General features: G+C 59.4%; 12 protein-coding genes, 1 tRNA gene and 1 pseudogene. 8 read left to right on the forward strand and 6 right to left on the reverse strand.

The features are described from left to right. Nucleotides 1-36 precede the first annotated feature (36 nt). On the reverse strand, nt 37-3471 hold the full coding sequence (locus HB630_RS17805) for a PAS domain-containing sensor histidine kinase (protein ID WP_213773570.1): 3435 nt from the start codon (nt 3469-3471) through the stop codon (nt 37-39). A 336-nt stretch (nt 3472-3807) separates the two neighbouring features. On the opposite strand from HB630_RS17805, the gene HB630_RS17810 reads away from it, so the two are divergent. The 5 genes from HB630_RS17810 (at nt 3808) to HB630_RS17830 (ending at nt 7420) form a co-directional block, all read left to right on the forward strand. Continuing rightward, complete coding sequence (locus HB630_RS17810; protein ID WP_213773571.1) at nt 3808-4191, forward strand: phasin; 384 nt, start codon at nt 3808-3810, stop codon at nt 4189-4191. 318 nt (nt 4192-4509) lie between these two features. Further along, on the forward strand, nt 4510-4941 hold the full coding sequence (locus HB630_RS17815; RefSeq protein WP_213773572.1) for a phasin: 432 nt from the start codon (nt 4510-4512) through the stop codon (nt 4939-4941). Nucleotides 4942-5215: 274 nt separating this feature from the next. Next, nucleotides 5216-5292: transfer RNA gene (locus HB630_RS17820), tRNA-His, on the forward strand. A 426-nt stretch (nt 5293-5718) separates the two neighbouring features. After that, the gene (locus tag HB630_RS17825; RefSeq protein WP_213773573.1) at nt 5719-7002 is read left to right on the forward strand and encodes a tyrosine-type recombinase/integrase; all 1284 of its coding nucleotides are present in this window, start codon (nt 5719-5721) and stop codon (nt 7000-7002) included. Between the two features lie 127 nt (nt 7003-7129). After that, on the forward strand, nt 7130-7420 hold the full coding sequence (locus HB630_RS17830; protein WP_213773574.1) for a hypothetical protein: 291 nt from the start codon (nt 7130-7132) through the stop codon (nt 7418-7420). Nucleotides 7421-7853: 433 nt separating this feature from the next. Here the strand turns inward: HB630_RS17830 and HB630_RS17835 are convergent, their stop codons facing one another. The 3 genes from HB630_RS17835 to HB630_RS17845 form a co-directional block, all read right to left on the reverse strand. Next, nucleotides 7854-9818 (reverse strand): hypothetical protein, encoded by a 1965-nt coding sequence (locus tag HB630_RS17835; protein WP_213773575.1) that lies wholly within the window; start codon nt 9816-9818, stop codon nt 7854-7856. A gap of 544 nt (nt 9819-10362) precedes the next feature. Further along, complete coding sequence (locus HB630_RS17840; RefSeq protein ID WP_213773576.1) at nt 10363-11262, reverse strand: hypothetical protein; 900 nt, start codon at nt 11260-11262, stop codon at nt 10363-10365. Nucleotides 11263-11677: 415 nt separating this feature from the next. Beyond that, complete coding sequence (locus HB630_RS17845; RefSeq protein ID WP_213773577.1) at nt 11678-13417, reverse strand: hypothetical protein; 1740 nt, start codon at nt 13415-13417, stop codon at nt 11678-11680. A 1489-nt stretch (nt 13418-14906) separates the two neighbouring features. Between HB630_RS17845 and HB630_RS17850 the strand changes: the two genes are divergently transcribed. The 3 genes and pseudogenes from HB630_RS17850 (at nt 14907) to HB630_RS17860 (ending at nt 16964) form a co-directional block, all read left to right on the forward strand. Next, nucleotides 14907-15542, forward strand: coding sequence for a hypothetical protein (locus HB630_RS17850; protein WP_213773578.1), 636 nt, complete (start codon nt 14907-14909; stop codon nt 15540-15542). 28 nt (nt 15543-15570) lie between these two features. After that, nucleotides 15571-16220 (forward strand): annotated as a pseudogene (locus HB630_RS17855) (SOS response-associated peptidase family protein). 60 nt (nt 16221-16280) lie between these two features. Beyond that, a complete protein-coding gene (locus HB630_RS17860; protein ID WP_213773579.1) occupies nt 16281-16964 on the forward strand; it encodes a hypothetical protein in 684 nt (227 codons plus the stop codon). Between the two features lie 879 nt (nt 16965-17843). On the opposite strand, the gene HB630_RS17865 is transcribed toward HB630_RS17860, so the two are convergent. Together HB630_RS17865 and HB630_RS17870 are read right to left on the reverse strand one after the other, a co-directional pair. Beyond that, nucleotides 17844-18128, reverse strand: coding sequence for a hypothetical protein (locus HB630_RS17865; protein WP_213773580.1), 285 nt, complete (start codon nt 18126-18128; stop codon nt 17844-17846). 832 nt (nt 18129-18960) lie between these two features. After that, complete coding sequence (locus tag HB630_RS17870) at nt 18961-19632, reverse strand: recombinase family protein (RefSeq protein WP_213773581.1); 672 nt, start codon at nt 19630-19632, stop codon at nt 18961-18963. Nucleotides 19633-19652 lie beyond the last annotated feature (20 nt).

Consider the following 19652-nt stretch of genomic DNA (forward strand, 5'->3'; position numbering starts at 1 on the left):
GTAACCGCCATCCGCTGAAGTGGCGGCGACGCCGATTTAAGCCTGCGCCGCCCCCGAGAACACCACTTCGACCAGGGTGCCGGAATGCGGCGCGCTCTTGATCTGGAAGTGCGCGCGGTTGGCCTCGACCAGCGCCTTGGTCAGCGACAGATTGACGCCGGAATGGTCGGAGGCCTGATCCGACGGCGCCGAGTTGCGGAAAGGCTCGAGCGCGGCCGCGACTTCGTTATCGTTCAATCCGTGGCCGGTATCGCGGACCCGCAACACCACGGCGCCGAAGTCGGACAGCGCGGTGGAGACGATGACCTGTCCTCCGGCATTGGCGAGATGGATCGAATTGCCGATCAGGTTGAGCGTGATCTGTCGCAGCGTGTGGGCGTCGGCGATGACCGGCGGCAGCGCATGCGCCAGCGAGGTCCGGATGATGATGCGTTCGCGATTGGCCTGGGGCTGCATCGCCGCGACGCATTGCTCGACCAGATCGTTGAGGTTCTGGCTCGCGAAGGCGAGATCGAGTTTGCCGGTCTCGATCCGCGACAGGTCGAGCAGGTCGTCGATGATCGCGATCACGCGCTCGCCGGAAGCGCGAACGTCCTTCATATATTCGACGTAACGCTCGTTGCCGAGCGCGCCGAACCGTTCGCCGATCATGACGTCGGCAAAGCCCAGGATGGCGTTGAGCGGCGCGCGGACCTCATGGCTGATCCGCGCCAGCATGTCCACCTTGGCGTTGGCCGCGCGATCGGCGAGCCTGTTGGCCTCGTGCAGTTCGCTCTCGCTTTTTTGAGTTTGCGACAGATCGCGGATCACCGCGAAGAAATTCGGTCCCCCTGCCTGGGTGCGCCCCATCGTCATCGAGACCGGGATCAGCCTGTCGCCACGCATGCGCGCCAGCACGTCGCGGCTGTAATCAGGCGGCGCCGCGATTTCGGCGGCCTTGATGTCTTCCAGATAGTCGAGCACCGCAGGCCGGCTTTCCGGCGCGAACAGCGCGGTGAAATTATGCTGCACGAGCCCGGCGCCGTCATGGCCGAGCAGCGCCTCGGCGCCGCGGTTGCACGAATTGATGTTGCCTTCGGCATCGAACATCAGGATGGCCTCGGCGGTGGCGTCGAGAATGGTGGCGAGTTCTTCGGCATTGGCGTGGCCGACGGGCGAGGGGACTGACACGACGGCCGACTCGACCGCACCGGTGCTGCCAGCTGGCGCGTCCGAAAAAATCAGCGCCAGCGCGGAAGCGCCGTCCCAGGAGATCGTGTGAAGCCGCGCCTCGGTCGGCGTCTGATCCGGCGAATTCGGGGTGGCGGAGATCGTCACCGGCGTGCCGGTATCCGACGTGCTGCTGGCGGCCGACACACCCGGCTCGACATACAGCGCGTCGAGACCGCCGGCGTCTTCGAGGGCGTGAAGGCTGTCATAACCGATCCGCCGCAGGAACGCCGGGTTGGCGTAGAGCAGCCGGTCGAGCCGATAGATCAGCGTGCCGGTCGGCAGCAGGTCGAGCAGAACCCTGTCGCGGCGGCTTTCGCCCAGCGCCGGCGGCTCGGGATGTGTTAGCCAGCCCGTTTGTTCGCCGGGACCGGCGGTTTCCTTCGCGGCGGCCGGCTCGTCGGCGACTTGATCGGCGGTCGCGGCGGCGGGCGGCGGCATTACAGGCTTGCTCCTCTCGAGCCGTTCCGCCAATTGGCGTGCGAGTTCGTTGAAAGCGCTGTTCTCGCCCGGTGAAAGGGCGGGCGATTTTGGATCGCCGAGCGGCCGGAACGGCACGACGTTCGGGGGCGTTTCCACGGCTGTTTTCAAATCCGTTGGCTGTGAAGTGATCGGCGCTGGGTATTCGGTCATAGCGGGCGATGAGTCGCCGGCATCCGGGAGGGGCGTTTCCCTGGCGAGGCCGGCGGTAACGATATCGGACGAAAGCGCCTGCGGCGCCGGTGGCGGGTGGGACAATTCATAACGGCGCAACGCGACCAGGCGTGCCAAGCCGTCGAGGTCACGGCAGACACCAAAGCCGCGATAACCGGCGAAATTGTGGGCGCGGTCGAAGACGGGCAATCCCGCCAGCTCCAACGGCAGGTTGTCGCCGCCGTCGACCGGCCATTCCAGGGTGATGCCGCTCCAGGTGTCATGCGAGGCGAGCGCCCTTGGAATGCGGCCGTCGGGATCGAGCCCGAATGTTTCCGCGATCTCGCTCCATGACCGGCCGGGACCGGTCGCCAAGGGCGCGCCGATCAGACAGGCGAATTCTTCGGAATCGAGTGAGAAGCGGCCGTCGCCGTCCATCTTCCACAGGAAGCGCAGCGGCTGCCGGTGCGGATTGTGCGCGAGTTGGTCGAGCCACGGCGGCACTTCGACCGGCGTGGCGGCGATTTCGTGTGCCGGCGCAGGCCCTTCGACGGGGCCGGGCTCATCTGCGATTTCTTCATCGGCGACCGCCTCGACATAGGGGGACGGCTCGTGCCGCGGCGTTTCGGGATCGGGAGCTTCGGGATCCGGTGGCGGCGCTGCCGGCGGGACGTCTTCCAAGACTGTTTCGACTTCCGATGATGTTTCGTCGGCGGGAGGGGCCGGCACCGCCGTTGGCAATCCGGCTTCGGCAGGCCCGTCCGCCGCGACCGACTCAGCGGCCGGCTCCGCCAGCCGCTCGGCCGGCGTATCGATCAACGCAAATTCGGACGGCGCTTCGTTCGACATCGCCGGCTGTTCGTAATCGGGGGCCGGCCGATCCGCAACCGCCGCGACCGGTTCTTCAACTGTCTCGTCCGGGCCGGCAGCCGCGGCGTCGGGCACGATCAGTGCCACAAGGCCAACGTCCGCGCCGATCCCGACGCGCTGCAACACCAGGCGGCCGATGCCGATGGGCCGTTCGGCGCGGCCTTGTTTCAGCGCCTCGCTGCACGCCGCGCCAAAGCTTGTCTCGCTAAGGGTTGTCTCGCTAAGGGTTGTTTCACCAGGGTCTGCCTCGCAGAGATCGCGGAAGGCGGGCAGCGCGCGTGCCGCATCGCTGGTGCGGACCAATAGGCCATCGCGGGTGAAAGCAGCGACCGGCGCATCGACGCCTTCGACCAGCCGCTCCAGCCGTTCGATCAGCGGCATCGCGCGGCCGGCCGGTGCTGCGGCGGCCACCAGGACGCCCTGGCTGCCGTCCGGAAAATCCAGCCGCGCGCAGCCGCAGGTGACGAGCGCGCCGAGCATGGCGCCGAAGCCGCGCAGCCGTTCCAGCCGGATCGCACCCGAGGGCGGCAGCCGGTTTGCGAGTTGCGCGACTTGACGCCGGTGCGAATCCGCCGGGCCGAAGGTCTTTTTGGCCAATTCAGCGGCATTGGCCGTGCCGAGCACCCTGGCTCCGACCGGATTGGCCCACAGGATTCGCGTGCCATCGACCGACCAGAGCCATGCCGGCAGCGCGCTTGTTGCATGCACGGCCAGTCGTGGATCGCTGATGCCTTGCAACTGGAATTCCAGATTATTCATCGCGCTGACATGACCGGCAGATGTCGTTGTTGCTCCGACGATGGTGTCGGATATCGGCGGCCAGACGGTGACAGCCTCGGCGGAGCCTCAGTATCGCGCGGGGGAAGCGGCAGGTCCACGTCTTGACAGTGGTGATGATGGTCCAAGGCGCACTAACCTTAATCCGTACGAACTATCGAGCCCGGTCCGGTGTTGGACTGTTGAAAACGGCGCTCAAAGGTTCACGATAGGGAGACGGGAGGCAACGTCACATCGGCGAAGTCGTTTCCCGATAGTCTGGTGGGTGAAGACAGGGGAGGGGCAGTGGATGGCCCCTCGGCGCAAAGGAGTGGGACCATGAGCGACGACGTGCGTGATCGTTTCGAGATTCCAAAGGAAATGCGGTCGATGGCTGAAGCAAGCTTCGATCAGGCGCGCAAGGCCTTCGAGAAATTCCTCGCCACCGCACAAGAGACTGCCGGCTCGATCGAGGATCGGGGCGCAACGGTCCGCGCCGGCGCCAAGGACATCAGCGCCAAGGCGGTCGCCTATGCCGAGAAGAACGTGCAGGCGTCGCTGGATTACGCCCAGGCGCTGGTACATGCCAAGGATCTGACCGAGGTGCTGCGGTTGCACGGTGATTACGTGCAGACGCAGATGCGTTCGCTCGCCGAACAGGCCAGCGAAATGGGCCAGATCGTCGGCCGGGCGGCCATGGACGCCGCCAAGCCGAAAGGCTGAGGCCGAACCGCCGACGATCAACCGGCTGTTTTGACGGCAGCGGACGGTGATCCGCGTGAGATCGAAAACAGCATTCTGGCCGCCAAACAGGGCCGGGATGCTGCCCTGTCGATGTTACGCGTCCCGGCCCCAAACAAATTTATGGCGCTGTACGTCAGACTTCGTTGCATTGCACAAAATTGACATGATATTCGTGTTAAGTAGTAGCTATTCGAAAGACAACTCCCGCTACGTGATTCCAGTTTGACGTTCGCGGCTTTTCGGTTGCCGGACGCGCAAGGGGTCACACCGGTTCACCCCTCGCGAAGGATGCATGTCATGGCCAATACCGATCCGTTCTCCGGCTCTGTTATCCCGTTCGAAGTTCCCGAACATATGCGTGCGTTCGCCGAGAAGGGCGTTTCGCAGGCCCGCGACAGCTACGCCAAGTTCAAGGACGCGGCCGAAAGCAACAATGGCGCGATCGAGGAGATGTTTTCGGTGTTCAGCGCCGGCGCCAAGGAATATTCGGCCAAGCTGATGGAGGTGATGAAGGAGACCGCTACCGCGAATCTCGACTTCGCGCAGGCCCTGGTTGGCGTGAAGTCGCCCTCGGAAGCGCTGGAATTGTGGTCCTCGCACGCGCACAAGCAGTTCGAGGCGTTCACCGCCCACACCAAGGAACTCGCCGAACTGACCCAGAAGGTCGTGACCGAGAGCGCTGAGCCGATCAAGGCCAACGCTTCGAAACTATTCAAGCCGGCCGCCTGATTTCCGGGGCTTGGGTTTTTCGGGCCAGGTTTTCCGGCCCGATCGCCGGGCCTGTCGTCTTGGAAGAAGCCTGGGCTGCGCGTCCGGGCTTTTTTCTGTGACCGAATTCTTTTGGAGCGATCCTCGCCGACCGGGGAGTCCTGGATAGGCCTCTATGGTGCCGCCGGATAATGCGGACATTGCCGTTTCCCGGCCTTGCCAAAGCCGGGCGTTGCACCTAGTTTCCGCCCCGTTCGAGCCCCCTTTTTGCTTTTGCCTGGGGCCGGTACCGGATGCAGTTGTAGCTCAGTTGGTTAGAGCGCCTGTCTGTGGAACAGGAGGTCGGTGGTTCGAGCCCACCCAACTGTACCATGCCACAAAAATCTCCTGTGGTTTCAGCAACATATTGATAGACCTGACGTATTTGCCCGCGCTAAATACAAAAGGCGCATACAAATGGCATTGCGGATGGTCGCGTTAGGTCGAGCAAAAGACGGTTGTTGGTTCGCCCGCAAGGGTATCCCGGAAGACGTCCGCGACTCATATGCTCGGCTTTATGGCGTCCGCAGGGAAGCTCATCTGAGACTGCCAAGGGACACTTCGCACCACGAGGCAAAGACGCGCCACGCTGAATGGATGGCGGAAATTGAAACGAGGATCGCAACCCTTCGCGCCGAGAGGAACGGCGAAGGTCAGCCCCTAACTCGGTTAAACGCGATTGCTCTAGCTGGCCGATGGTACAAGTGGTTCGTCGGGCAGCACGAGGGCGACCCGGGTCCAGCTAAACGCTGGCAAGAAATGAGCGACCATCTCGTCTGGGAGGTGATCTACCCAGAGGCCCCTGACAGCTACCACGAGAACCCCGAGGCCGACCCTCACTGGGAATGGGCGAAGGAGCCAGAGGTTCGTGAAGCGGTGAGGCCGCAAGTTGCCGAATTGGCCCGCGTAGCGACCTTCCTTGCCAGCACTGGTATGGCCTTGAATGCCACTGCCTACGCGCTCTTTGTGGATGCTGTCAGCGACAACCTGCTGTTGGCGATTTCAGTGCTGAAGCGGCGCGCCGATGGCGACTATTCCCGCGATGACACTCCTGACAGCTTTCCACCGTTCACCGACGCCCCCACGAGGGGTACGGGCGTGAGCTGTTGGGAATTGTTTGAAGCATTCGTCAATGCAACCCAGCCAGCCGAAAACACCGTGCAGCGCTGGCGGGCGGTATTCCTGGAAATGCAGCGTGAGTTTGCGGAGGTGGGCGCCGAAGGTATCACCGAAGATAAAGCCCGCACCTGGATTCATGGCTTAATTTCTACCGATAGGTCAGCGCTCACCGTTCGTGAAATTTGGCTATCGGCATCGCGGCGGGTCTTCAGTTGGGGCCGTGAGCAGAAGCGTATCCGTCAGAACCCCTTCGCTGAAATCAAAGTAGACGTGCCCCGCAAGGTGCAAACCCGAGAGGATGGCAAGGCCTTCACGGATAAGGAGGTACGGACCATCCTGAAAGCGAGCCTAAAGTACGCCAAACCTGCAACACCGACCGAGAGAACCCGCCGTTGGGTGCCGTGGCTTTGTGCTTATTCAGGAGCACGCTCAGGCGAAATCACCCAGTTGCGTGGCAGCGACATTGAAGCCAGAGACGGCATGTACGTGATGAAGCTGACACCCGAGGCGGGAACAGTAAAGAGCGGCAAGATACGCGTGGTGCCTCTACATGAGCATATCATAGCTCAAGGCTTCATAGAAATGGTGAATCAGATCGGCAAGGGAGCGCTATTCTACAACGATGTTACACCGCGACGTGTCAGCTCTGATCCTCTAAAGCCGACCCGCAGACGTGCGGCCACCGCGCGGGCGCATCTCGGAACGTGGGTGCGCGGGTTGGGGATCACTGATCCTGAAGTCAGTCCGAATCATTCTTGGCGTCACACGTTCAAACGCATCGCCGAGGCCGTAGGGATCACCGAGAAGGTTCACGACGCAATAACAGGGCACACACCCGCCACAGAGGGACGAAAATACGGCCAACCGAATGTCGCGGACATGGCTGAGGCTCTGAAGAAGTTCCCGCGATACAAGCTGGATTGATCGATTTCCCGGTACCGGCCAATCGCGGGCTCGGTCACTGGGTGTTCCTATGCGTACCCGCGACACCAAGGAGAACTAACGTACCCCTCAGGAGCATAGGGCTCACAGGGAAACATGGGGAATACCGATGACGACGGATAGCATCAACATCAAAGCATCTACCGTGGCAATCAGCGAAACGCTTAAGTTCGCAACGCTTTTGATCAAATCCAGGCCGCTGTACGATTTTGCTTACATGAAGCCGCCTCGTGGACGGTTCGTCTGTGCTGTGGCGTACCCGTGCGCGGGTGTAGCGCTAACGCTAGCCGAACGCCTCAGGTCGGCCGGCATGGCACTGGAAGCATGGGCTGACAGGATCGGGCGGCGGCTGGGCGTGCTCGATGCTGCGTTGGAACGTGTGTACGGAAGCATGGTCTAGACGCGATGGTACCGAAGAGAATGTCGGTGTTGATCCTATCATGCCTGCTACTATCGGCGTGCGCATCACGAGAGCGGATAGCCGCAAAGAAAGCGGCTGCCGAGCAAGCGGCCCAAGCCGACCGAGAGAATCGCTGCACGTCCTTCGGCTACCAGCGTGGTTCACCGGACTACAGCAAGTGTCTCGAAAGCATGTACCTGCAAGACCAGCGAATGGCGGCGGCAGCGGAGACCCGGCGACAAGCGGACCTGGACGATGCTGCACAGGACTTCCAACGGGCTGGGGCAGCACTGCAAGGCATCAGCCCACCACCATCGCCTATCGTGCGCTGCCAGACGTTCGGTAATACCACCACCTGTCAGTGAACAAAAAGGCCGCACACGGGCTCCCTTAGGATAACCTGTGTGCGGCCTACGTTTTACCTTGCGGCGTCCTATGCCGCCTTTACGAGGTAGCTGCTTCCGCCCCTGCCTTTGCCGGCGGTCGCCTCGTAAGTAACCCCAATCCCCTTGAGCGCCAGCGTTGTCGGATGGTTCTCGCTACGAAGGTTCTTCTGTAGGTCTTTCTTGGCGCTCTGCTTGAGACCAAGCTCGCGGGCAATAACCTGCATTGAAGTGCGACCAGGAGCGCGGTTGTCCATGTAGGTCAACAGGCGCCCGTGAGGCGTCCCTGCGCCACGCTTGCGGGCCTTGGGGCCGTCCGGGTCGAATGGCCAATCAACAACATCGATCCCCGGCATCTCACGCCGGATAGCAGCCAGAACATCCTCTCCCCGTTCACCCGAGGGAAGCACGATAAACACGTCAGCAGGCGGGCATCCACCACCAGCATCGGTCACGTGACGACAACATATCCGGTTGGTGGCCTGTATGATGGACGCGGAGAGCTGTCTTCGAATCATGTGCTCGCGTAGGTTCACGTGCCCATTCCAAGCGGGATTATCGAGCCAGTCGTCACCTTGGACACCCTGAAGCGCGAAGAACACGTTGGTTGGCCACGTCACCGCGTCGCGATATGGTAGGCCGTAGATCACCGCGACGTCGCAGTCAGAATAGGCGTTGCTTCCGTCCACGGCACCCCAATGAGCCTTGGCGACCTTCGCAAACGGCAGCTCGCAGGCATCAGGTAGTTCGTGCTCAACAGACTTGTGAACGCAGAAGAACACCTTTCGCTCGTTGTCGAGCCGCTGCGTCAGGTCCTGAATGAGGCGCGGGAAGCGTGTCTTTGCATGCTCCACCATGGTGCCTTTGCCTATCCCTGCTCGTGTCCAAGCGACGTGCAACATCACGCTGCTATAGTTGCGCACGCCGCAGGGCGTTGGGATGATTGCTGCCCTGTCTTCCATGAGCTTATAAATGAAGTCTTCGCGGGCTGTGGCGTCCAACACCACGGGACCAGGAGCATCAAGAGGCACCAACAGCGCAGACGAATTGAGCGTTGGCTCTTTGCCTTTCAACGCAAAATAAGCGTACTGATCCAACACCGCCCCGGCAGCAGCGACAGTCTTGTCAATCTGGGTGGCTATGCGTTTGCGCTCGTTCGCGTCAGCCTTGCCGATGTAGGTATCATAGGGAAGCTTGAGCATCGCGGCCCGTAAGGCGCCCAGGTCCACGGCCCCAACGAAAGATGATCCTTCCGGCCCCCAAGCCATACACGCGCCACCACCGAAGCCTGCACTGACGCCCGCATGATGTCCCAAGGCTTCATAAAGTTTCTCAAGCGCTTCGACCTCAGCAGCGTGGCTGGCCCGTAGGTCGTGCGGAATGAAGCCGATGGCTTGGCCAAGGCGGTCTACTTTGACCTGACTTTCTTCGATCACATTACACAGCGCCTCGTCGATAATGGTTAGGAGACGCGGGCCGCCCTTCCAGTTCGTCAAGCGCCGCCACTTGCCATCACGGGTGCTAGTGAGGGTTTGCGTGGCATTTACGTAGGCCTGATGGGTGATGACAACCACATCGCTTTCGTTGAGTTGGTCGGCGCTGGCGCGGTGCTCGGTGTGGTCAGCCACAGCAACCTGCCTGCCAGCGAGAGCGTTGATTGCTATCACCATCTCATCAGCCTGGGCGATCAGCCGGGTGACGATGAGAACACCCACGGGCTTCCTTAGGCCTGCGGTGGTTGCATTCTGCTCGGCCTGTAAAGAAGCGTATACCTTGGCGCCCAAGGTTTTCCCTGAGCCCGTTGGTGGCCACAGGATACGCCAGAGGGGTAATGCCCCGGTAGCGGTGGCCAGAATTGCGTCCTGATAGGTATTGGACATGGTGGACCAGAGCTTCCTCAGGGGCACGCTAGGCACATTGTGATAGGATGTGGTCCATTGGTCTGTAAGACGGTCAACAAACGTCTGCGGCGGCACGAGAGCGTACTGCCCGTGCATGCCGATAAGGTCGGTCATGTAGGGATAGGTTCCAGAGTAAGGAAATGGGGGGTGAACCTCTATAAGAAGATACCCCATAGAGGTCTTACCCCCATTCTTTGGGTTTACAGCTAAGGGCCACACAGGTGGCCGAGCTGGGCGAAGGCGTCCCAAGAGGTTAACCTTGGGGCGCTGATATGTAGCAAAGCGGGAGGGGCAAGGATCTGTTTAAGGGGAAACCAGCCTTGGTGGCCTGTAAAACCCGGCTTAGTGGGCCACAGGAGGCTCAGGGGATTCCCAAAGCCGACACAGACCCCTTTTCCGCTGAATTTGTGAAAACTCACCACAGAGCCTCCTGAGAATCCCTAAGGGCTCTCTGTGTGAGGTCAGTGTTGATCAATCTCGGTGTATCCAGCCTGAGGGGTCCTCAGGCGTACCCGTGTCACCAAAGGCCGCGCGAGGATCACCACGGCCGAACCTTTTGGCCGGTAGATGCCCCTTGCCAGCCACCCCTGAGCCGATCCCACGGGTCGTGTGTAGACCTGAGGGGGTGACCGAGACTGCCAGACGACTTTCGCAGGCGTTAAGCGATGCGGATGATGAAGTTCACGACACACGAAGGCTGCACGATTGTGTGGGCGCCCCCGCCGGTGTTGGTCGACGTAACGCCGATGTTGTTCGAGCCGGACGCTGAGATGGGCGCTGACGTTTGCTGTCCAAAGGTGAACAGAGTGCCGTTCGAGCCTAATTGGCCTCCACCCGTCTGGACATATGCCGCCGAATTTGTACCAGACACGTTGATGGTGTTTGCACCCGCGGACGTGATGGACGGAATTTCAGCAGTCGTCAGCGTGTGTGTATCGGCACCAAAGAGGCCACCGAGTACACCCTTGAGTGTCGCGCTGATAGACGCAAGCAAGCCTGGGGATACAGCGCTGCCCATAGTCGACTTACCGACCGGGACGACTTCCTGCATGTTGATCACGTTGAACGTGGTCGAGCCGTCACCAGCACCATAGCGCAGTGGATTGGCGCCGTTGCGGCTCCATTCGGTGTACAGTTCAAGACCTGCGCCAGCAGTGGTGCGCGATAGCACGCCACCGTTGGCCCAACACCAAACGCCGCCCGTGGCCGGGAGGTTGTCGTCTAGCCACATGATCATGCCGCCGATGGGGATGATACCAGGGCCTGTGATGGGACCTGTGGTGTTGAGAGCGCCGTTCCACGTAAGCGTGAGCTTACTTGAGCTATTGACGAACTGTGCCGCCAAGGTGCCCGCAAGCTTCAAGTCGATTTCCCCAGAGGCTGGGTTCGTGAAGCCGTCAGTGTTGTTGGTGTGGAAGAAAGCGCCAGCGTCAGCGAGCGCCGCGACGCCGTTGGCTGTGGCCGATACCGCTGCGTCTATTTCAGTCTGTGTCGATTGCAGCGCCACATCAGTGAAGTTCGGGAAGGTATTCTTCACGGTCGCCTTGATGAGACGCATGTGCGCATCGGCGCTATTGAGCCCATCGCTGTGGGCCGGATTAGACGGGACGAGGTCAGGGATAAAAGTAGCAGTTTCTAAAGGCAACTAAGTTTCTTTTTGGATGGAGTTGGAAGATGTCGACATGCTGAAGCGCGCCGAGGGTTCATGACCCACGGCGTCAGCCTGACGGATTACGGAAAGATGGGAGTAAAGGTAGTGAAGGTCTTAGGTGACCTTATGCAGTAATAGCGGCTACCTGTGGTTCGTCGGTAACCGCGCGGAGACCTTGGACTTCTATGGTGTCCTCAAGGCTGTGTGTGATAACAGCTGCGGATGCGATAGGACCGGTGCCACAGACACCTTGGGATAGGCGCGTTAGGATCAGGCGACAGAAGGTTCTGTTGTGTCGCATCACGAGCGCGCGGTTGGTCGGTCATTGGCCCGATGTCCCGTTGTTACCGTTGAGAAGACGGTTGGCCATCAGCGTCCTAAGAGCGCCATTCGTTGCCGCTGAGCGCGTATCCGCAGCGTTGGCCGCTCGGATGGCTCGGTTGGTTACGAGCACACGCTGCACGAGGGGAGAACGTGATAGCAGCGTGTTGGCTAAGTTATTGGCCTGCCTAACGGTGGCGTAATTGGCTATTTGCTTGAGGCCTTGACCAACCTCGGGAGCAAATACACCCATAGGCCCTGCAAGGCCGTACCCGATACCACGGGATACCAGTGATCCCAGACCGCCACCACCGCCGAGCATGTTCCCTGCATGCCGCAAGGCGTTCATTGCCATTGAGCCCCGCACAAGGCGGTTCATTGCTGCGACTTCGACGTCAGTGTATCCGCCCATCTTGGCACCATCGTTCTTGATGAACGTCTTGAGACCTTGACGAACACGGTTAGCCACATCCCCGCCACTGTTAGCAGCCACCGCGTCAATCTGCGCATTGTCGAGCTTGTTGAGTACCTGCTCGGATCGAATAGCGGCCCCTGAGTTCTGCCGTGCGTTATTGATGAACACACGGGCGGCCACGGGGTTACCTTGCAGCACGTTGCGCGGATCGGTCATGCCGTTCGCCATGTAGTCGTCGATATGGCTGATGGCGTGGTTGGCAGCGGCAGCGGTTGGCGTTGGTCTCCCAAAGCTATCGATAGAACCCGCGTGGCCGCGAAGGGCTTTGCGAACTGCATCAAGGTCATCAAACGAGACAGGCCCACTAGCATTGCTCAACCGGTTGACAGCATTGAACACGCCCGGATGATCCTCGGGAAAGAATCCTCTCGTGTCCAAGCTCTGTGCGATGTCTGCGCCCAGGTTATTCACCGACTGTGATGTGACGCGGAGATTTTTCACCTCAGGCGCATTGTAGGAGGCGCTGGCCGCATCCTTCACATCGTCCACGGTAGGTCGTGCCAACAAGGCCTGAGCACGAACGCGAGCCAGAGCCGCCGAAGCGCCTGCACCACCAGCCACTGCGCTCGCCATGCGAGCGTAGGGTTCGGCAGAGGTGCCGGCCGTTGCTTGGCCTGCAACTTCGCTGGCGACACCGGGCGCCACCATGCGGGTGAGCAATCGGTTCGCTATGGTTTCGGGGCCGCCGATGACGTTCGGAGCGAACTCACCGATTGTCTGTGCGTACTGGCCTGCTGTCGTTGTCGGGGTGTGTAGTTGTCCTTTGATCGCGTCAGCGCCTTGCTGTACCGCTGCGTTGATGTCCGGGGGCTGAGCGCCGTCGGCAATGGCCTTGGGTGGCCCGCTGATCGCGTTGAACACAGGATCGAACAGGTACTTGTTCGCCGCACCCTTGACCATCGCCGCCAGAGAAGGGATAGCGGTGGCTGTGTCTACGACGCCACGGACAGCACCGGATGCCAGCGATTTGCCAACGTCGCTTAAGGTGCTATCGTTTGACTGCGGCTGCGCGGGTGACACGGCGCCATCTGCGAGGTGTGCAAGGATTTCCGAGTTGGAGTAACCAGCATTCCGTGCCTTGCTGATGCCGGGCATCGTATCAGAGAGATGGTCGGAAATCTCATCGTCAGAATAGCCGGCCGCACGAGCCTTAGCGATACCATCGGCCACGTTCTGATTGCTGGCGGCTATGGGAGCCGCTGATTGTTTGCCAGCAGTAAGCTGTGATTGGACGTAGTCAGGCGACGTCAGTTCGAATGTTGCCATTATAAGATAATTTCCTATTGTATATCGAAAGAGAAGAAAAAAGGGGCTGGTACGCGGCTCATATCACCGAGCACCAGTTCGCAAGCCGAAGGCATCGGCGGCATGAAGTTCGCGGAGGCACTTACGAAGGAGGCTTTTGCGTGTTGGTGTGTCAGGCCCGCGCCTCGGTCGGCGCAGCTTGTCGTCGTAAGAGTTCATGCAGGTGCGAGCGAGCGTATAGGTCGCTGATCTAACTTCATCGCTGTATGCAGGGCTGTCGGGATCGTCCCAAGCGTAGTCTTTAGGCTCGGGCCGTTCGAATGTTGGCCGGACGTAACCTGGGGTCCGCATGGCGGCCAAGGCTTCCTGAGCCAACACGTGGTCGGCACCTCTCTCAAGGACAAAACGATAGGCAGCGGGTGTTGGCCTTTTTTTGCCGGCTCCAAGATACGCACTGCATGCATATTCGGTGAATTCAGCGGGCGTCCAGCCGGCAGTGATGAACCGGCCAAGCATTACGCGATGGTAGGCCGTGTGGAGATGCTTACGGACTTTTTTGAAGTCTGAGACCTTCGACTGTGGAGGCGCTGACGGTTGCAGCGTTTCCGCTGCGTGGTGTGGTTGTTGATTTGATCCCAATTTTTCTTCGATGTGTGGAGTGAAGATGTTGCGAGCGCAAGCCGACCGGCTCCTCTACTCAGTCTTGGCCGGACTTGTGGGAGTTGATGGCAAAGCGGTTGGTGAACCTGCGAGCACTTGTGCGGCCATCGTCGCGCGTGCTTGTCGTCGTGCAGGCAGGCGGTTGGTGGTGGCGGTTACCGTCCATCTGGGGACGGGTCCTTTCGAGCTGAGCGCTTTCTGTGTGAGAATGAGCCCGCCGCACCTGTTAACTATTTGATATTGCTGTGTTTGAGTGTCGTAAAGTGCCAGGTTCCCGATAGGTCACCTTTTGCCCCAAAGAAACCCCGGCGAAAACGCGCGTGACCTTGACGCCAGCGGAAAGTGCGAAGGGCCTCAACGGCTGGGAGCGGCCCTCCTGTGTTAAGGATGGTATTCGACCACAGGTAACCCTAGGAAATCATTCAAATACGGGACCGAAATCGGCACATAACAGCAAGTGTTTTGTGAAGCTAACAAAACAGGCCGCCTTTGATCGTACCGAGGTGCTTCTGCGCCTCCTGCTGGCCAGTCCCCCAAAGCCCGTTCCGCACAAGCATCGGAAAAAGCGGCCTTCTGATGTTAAGGCAGGTCAGGAACGGGTGGCAAGTCATTGACCGCCGCGTCGCCACAAGTATGCGCCGCAAAACTTATGCACGCCCACGACGCACTGTAGGTCCGTGCGGCTGCCTCCCAAACCCTAGCGGCTTCCTAATGAGGGGGGCACCCGGCGCAATCATGCAGCATGTCCACTAAGTCCCGTGAGAGCCTTTACGGCACCACGATCCGCATGCCGACCAGCGCCCCTTGGTCCTTCTCGACAATCTGGACGTGAGCGTGCAACGGTTAGGGTATGTTGAAAAAGCCCGAATGGCCCGGCATCTCCATCGCAGTGGGGATCATTTTGATTGTAACGCTAATCGTGGTTGGCTCGCGTGACGACTTTCATTTGAAGGACTACGCAAGCGTAATCGCAGCGTTCGTCGCGGTCGGAGGCGCCGTGATTGCCTATCATGCCGCCATGGCCAAGATTGACGAGGATCGCAATCGCGAACTTCGCGAGCTAGACCGCAAGAAGCTGCGGCTTTACCTCCGCCTGCGCTTCGGGCTTCAACGGCTGTCGAACCACGCTGACGCAAAGGACTTCATAGTTGATCCACCGTTGAACAAGGACGGAACAAGATCAGTGAATCCTCTTATCGAGGTGAAAAGACTTAGACTGGATGCACGATCAGAAATTGAAGAGGCGTGGGAGAATCTCGATCTTTTGCCAAATCTTGTGGCAGCAGAAATTGACTGGCTGCGAAGAGAGATGTTGTCGATCGACGAGATGCTTGCCGGGCTTCCCGAGAAGGTTCATGCGATGGAGTTTTGGATTCCGAACGAGCTACATGGCAATTATCGCCAGTCCTGCAGGGGAGTAGCTGCGCATGCTGACAACGCCATTGCCGTCATAAACTCAACGGTCAAACAGCTGAACGTGTCTTGATTTCCCTGCCGCGTCGACGGAGACGACGTTGTGCAATCGCTATTCGATCACCACCAACCAAGCCGCCATCATCGCGCTTTTCCGCGTGGTCAATCGCTACGTAGGTAACTTGCCGCCGATGCCAGGAGTGTTTCCCGATTACCGGCTCCCGTGATCCGCAACACCGACAGCGGCACCGAGTTGGTCACCATGCGCTGGGGTATGCCGCCGCCACCGTGGACCCCAGGTCCACCTGTGACCAACATTCGCAATACCTCGTCACCGCACTGGCGCGGGTCGTTGAAGCCGGAGAACCGCTGCCTCGTACCTGCCAACAGCTTTGCCGAATATGCTACAGAGCCAAACCCTGAGACAAAGAAAAAGGATGTCGTTTGCGCTTGGTGAGAGTCGGCCGCTGTTGCGGGCATCTGGACGACGTTCAATGGTGACCTAGGTACGAAGTCCAAACCGATACCGGGGCCACCTCAGGTCTATGGCTTCCTAACAACAGCGCCGAATGCCGTGGTTGAACCAATCCATCCCAAGGCAATGCCTGTGATCCTCACGACCGATGAGGAGCGCGATGTGTGGATGCGGGCACCGTGGGATGAGGCGAAGGTTTTTCAACGGCCTCTACCGGACAACACGCTCAAAATCGTCATGCGAGGGGCCGACAAAGAGGACAAGGCGGCGGGTTAAATCGTCGTTGAATAGGCTAGATATGCTGATGAATCGAGGTTTGGCGCAGCGGAGGCCTCAATGGATAAAAAGACTGCTCTCGCACAGCTGGTAGGTCGGCGGCGTAGCGAAGAACACGAGACCTTTTTTGTCTTACATAGGTTTGCCGAGGGTGCGTGGGATTGTGACTACGTCACCCCCTGGACGAAGTCAGCGCAAAACATCGAGGCAAAACTCATGATTATTGGACAAGATTGGTCCTCTGAAGAAGCCCTTCAAAACCCAATACACAATACGCCTGATCGCGTCGCGCTACGCAAACAGTTCGGACAAGACCCCCACTTGCCAACTAATCGGAATCTCAAACGCTGGCTGAAATTCTTCGACGTCAAGTGGGAAGAAACCTACGCGACCAACGTTTCGATTTTCATAAAGCCCGCGAAGATAAGTGCCCCGGTATCGATGTCTGTGCTCACAAGATGTGCAAGAGATTACACCGTTCCTCAGCTGAGGATTGTAAAGCCTCTTATGGCGATCTGTTTAGGGAGCAAAACCTTCAATTCTGTACGTGGGGCGTTGGGAAAAGCGCCAATGAAGCTGCGTGATGCGCTACAGCCGAACTCGCACACCATTGAAGATGGCATCGAAGTCTATGGTGTTCCTCATGCTGGAGGCTTAGGGCTTGCTGCCTACGGCGGGTACGCAAAGGTCGACCCTATCTGGCAACAACTAGGCGCTCGGTTCAAGCAACTCCACACTTCGTGATGTCAGGCGCGTTAACCGTGGATACTGCGAGGTGTATCAAAGCCGTTCTTCAAAAGATGCAATTGAGACCATGCCGATGTCGGTCGAGGACCTTTATGCTCTGGCAGGGGTGACGCCAACCGGCGTAAACGTTATGGGGCGAAGATATACCCACCAAGCTTTCCGGGGTTTATGTAATTTCAACCGAGACTGTGTTGTCGGGCTCGGAACTTCCCGAGGACGAACGTGCCTATTGGGTACCCGATCAAAAGATCATCTACATCGGTCGGGCCAAGCAACTTAGGCGGCGATTGCGTCAGTTTCGGCGTCACGTTTACGGCCGACCGTCCCTCATTGCGGGGGGTAGGCAATTCTTGTGCTTGATTGCATAAAGACGATCACCTGGGCGGAGGTTCTGGACTACGGGAAGGTAGAAGCTGCGCTCATCGACGCGTTCTACTTTGAAGCTGAAAAAAGCCATTTGGTAATCGGGTGCGCTCTGCTGTGATGTCACCTACCGCGTAGGGAACGTCAAGACGTTAGGCTCGCATTCGGCCACACCATCCGGCCACGCCAAGTCCCTTCTGGGCAACCACCACAACGCCGCGTAACAGCACTTTGCGCTGCGTGTCGTCCTTCAGTTCGGCATCAAGAGCCTGCCCCCAGCGAGGACCTTGGGACCACATAGGCCACCCGCTGGAAAACGAACGCCCCTGCCGTGACCTCAGTGGCGGCCGACGCCTTTACGTCGAGCATTAACCTGAAACCTGGGTAACACCCGGCTCGTCTTAGCTTGGCAGGCGGCGCACCAGCGAAGCCGAAGGTTCTGAAGCTAGGGCTTGTCGGTCATTTGAGAACCATAGGTCCCCGTGAAGAGGGCTCGGGTGCCAAAGCGTCGTGTCAAAATCGCTTCCGTGGGCGGTCCTCTGTGAGAGCAACTTTTATCTGTTGAACGACCTCCAGCCCGCGCTCGGTTAAATGGACATGATGCTGGCGGCGGTCGCCGTACATCCGCTGCGCCATCGCTATGAGACCCAGCCCCGGCCTGCCATGTCTATTGACCACGCCGAAGTCGCTCAAATAACGCGAGGCAATACTTTTCTGCACGCCACAACGCCTAGCCAATTCGCTTACGGTCAGGCCGTCTTCCTGTCCAATGATCAGAAACATACTCACCATGTTCATGCGCATATTCGGATTCAGACGCAAAAGTGGCGCCAGCGCGTTTCCGATTCGGATTGCGGTTATGCGAAGACGTGGCGTCATAATCGACTGTGGTGGTTCTAGCACTGCGTTCTCCTTGGTGGCCTGGGAGACCGCAGTAGAGCATAGGTACCGGCTCTCTGATCCAATGGGTACCAAGGGGGAACCATCTTCACCAACAAAAATTCAGTGGGGTGGAGATGGAAAGGGCGAAGCCTTGTTATCAGCCTCGCCCTCTACCTGATCTAACCGCTTAGCTCGGGGTACGCTGTTCGTAGCGGCGCATCCCACTCCGAAAAGTTAGGTCAACCTGAGCGCACAATCAATCACTCGCTACCGCTTGGTCACAAGCTTTGGTAAACCCGGCCGCATCAAGAAGACTACTCGCAGTGGCAGTTGGAATGAGCACCGCCGCTGTAACTGCACACCGGATGTGTTCCTGCCGGACAGGCGCTGGCAGGCGCGATCCCCGTAACCAAAAGCGAGAAGGCAGCAGCTACAAATAAGAAATATCGCATCATAGACCTCCCTTTTCTTGCCCCTAAATGAGGCGAGAAAGAGTTACGCGATGCAATCTTTAATTGCAACAGTGCGCACTCTCCGCAGAATCGCTTCGCGCGTCCGTAAGGCCGTGATACTTCCAGCTACTACACCGCTCGTCTTAGCTCGGCAGTGGCTGGCCAGCGAAGCCGACAATCTTGAAGCCGGGAGTGCCTAGAATTTGATAACCGTAGGTGGGCCGGAAAGGGGACCCAAATTGAACTGGCGCGCGGGAAGCGCCGTCCCGAGATGGCCGATGGGTTCGCCTGCTTGCCTACGCCCGTCCCAGAATGTTTGCCACTGACTTCGCATACCATTGCCCGCCACGCGCAGTTGAGACACCGCGTGCATTCAGTGCTGCCGCGATATCCCTGAGGGTCGCAGCACCCGCTTTCTGTGCCTCTCGGATGACAGGCAACACGTTGGCGGCGAACCTATCGGCCTCGGATGTTACGGCCTCTAGCGCGCCCTTGCGAGCCACCGAGAGCTTGGGATTGCCAAGGGTTACCCCGCGAGCCTTTGCAGCTGCGAGGGCCTGACGGGTCCGTGTTGAGATAAGCGAGCGCTCCTTCTCGGCTAGTGCAGCGAACAAGTGGAGGACGAACGGGTCTACATCGGGTCCAAGCTCTGCGACCAGGAACGGCACTTTGTGGGCCATAAGTCCGCTGATGAAATGCACGTCACGGCTCAGGCGGTCCAGCTTCGCCACCGCCACGTGACACTTGAGCTTCCTTGCGGTGGCCAATGCGGCCTTGAGCTGCGGGCGCCGGTCCAAGGCGTCAGAGCCTTTCCCCGTTTCCACCTCGACGAACTCTCGGACGACCGTGAAGCCCTCAGCGTGGGCGAAATGGGAGAGCGTCTGCCTTTGGGCTTCAATGCCCAGCCCAGAACGTCCCTGCTGGGATGTTGATACTCGGATGTAGGTGATCAGCGGTTGGTCGGTCATACAGGATGGCCCTTGGTGAG

Source organism: Bradyrhizobium sp. dw_78, assembly GCF_018449525.1.
Taxonomy (GTDB): Bacteria; Pseudomonadota; Alphaproteobacteria; order Rhizobiales; family Xanthobacteraceae; genus Bradyrhizobium.

Bases quoted from the DNA above. Each gene is read 5' to 3' on its own strand.
- HB630_RS17865 (WP_213773580.1), bottom strand. From the start codon at position 18,128: ATGAACATGGTGAGTATGTTTCTGATCATTGGACAGGAAGACGGCCTG.
- HB630_RS17835 (WP_213773575.1), bottom strand. From the start codon at position 9,818: ATGACCGACCTTATCGGCATGCACGGGCAGTACGCTCTCGTGCCGCCG.
- HB630_RS17830 (WP_213773574.1), top strand. From the start codon at position 7,130: ATGACGACGGATAGCATCAACATCAAAGCATCTACCGTGGCAATCAGC.
- HB630_RS17815 (WP_213773572.1), top strand. From the start codon at position 4,510: ATGGCCAATACCGATCCGTTCTCCGGCTCTGTTATCCCGTTCGAAGTT.
- HB630_RS17860 (WP_213773579.1), top strand. From the start codon at position 16,281: ATGGATAAAAAGACTGCTCTCGCACAGCTGGTAGGTCGGCGGCGTAGC.
- HB630_RS17840 (WP_213773576.1), bottom strand. From the start codon at position 11,262: ATGCGTCTCATCAAGGCGACCGTGAAGAATACCTTCCCGAACTTCACT.
- HB630_RS17825 (WP_213773573.1), top strand. From the start codon at position 5,719: ATGAGCGACCATCTCGTCTGGGAGGTGATCTACCCAGAGGCCCCTGAC.
- HB630_RS17870 (WP_213773581.1), bottom strand. From the start codon at position 19,632: ATGACCGACCAACCGCTGATCACCTACATCCGAGTATCAACATCCCAG.
- HB630_RS17805 (WP_213773570.1), bottom strand. From the start codon at position 3,471: ATGAATAATCTGGAATTCCAGTTGCAAGGCATCAGCGATCCACGACTG.
- HB630_RS17845 (WP_213773577.1), bottom strand. From the start codon at position 13,417: ATGGCAACATTCGAACTGACGTCGCCTGACTACGTCCAATCACAGCTT.
- HB630_RS17810 (WP_213773571.1), top strand. From the start codon at position 3,808: ATGAGCGACGACGTGCGTGATCGTTTCGAGATTCCAAAGGAAATGCGG.
- HB630_RS17850 (WP_213773578.1), top strand. From the start codon at position 14,907: ATGTTGAAAAAGCCCGAATGGCCCGGCATCTCCATCGCAGTGGGGATC.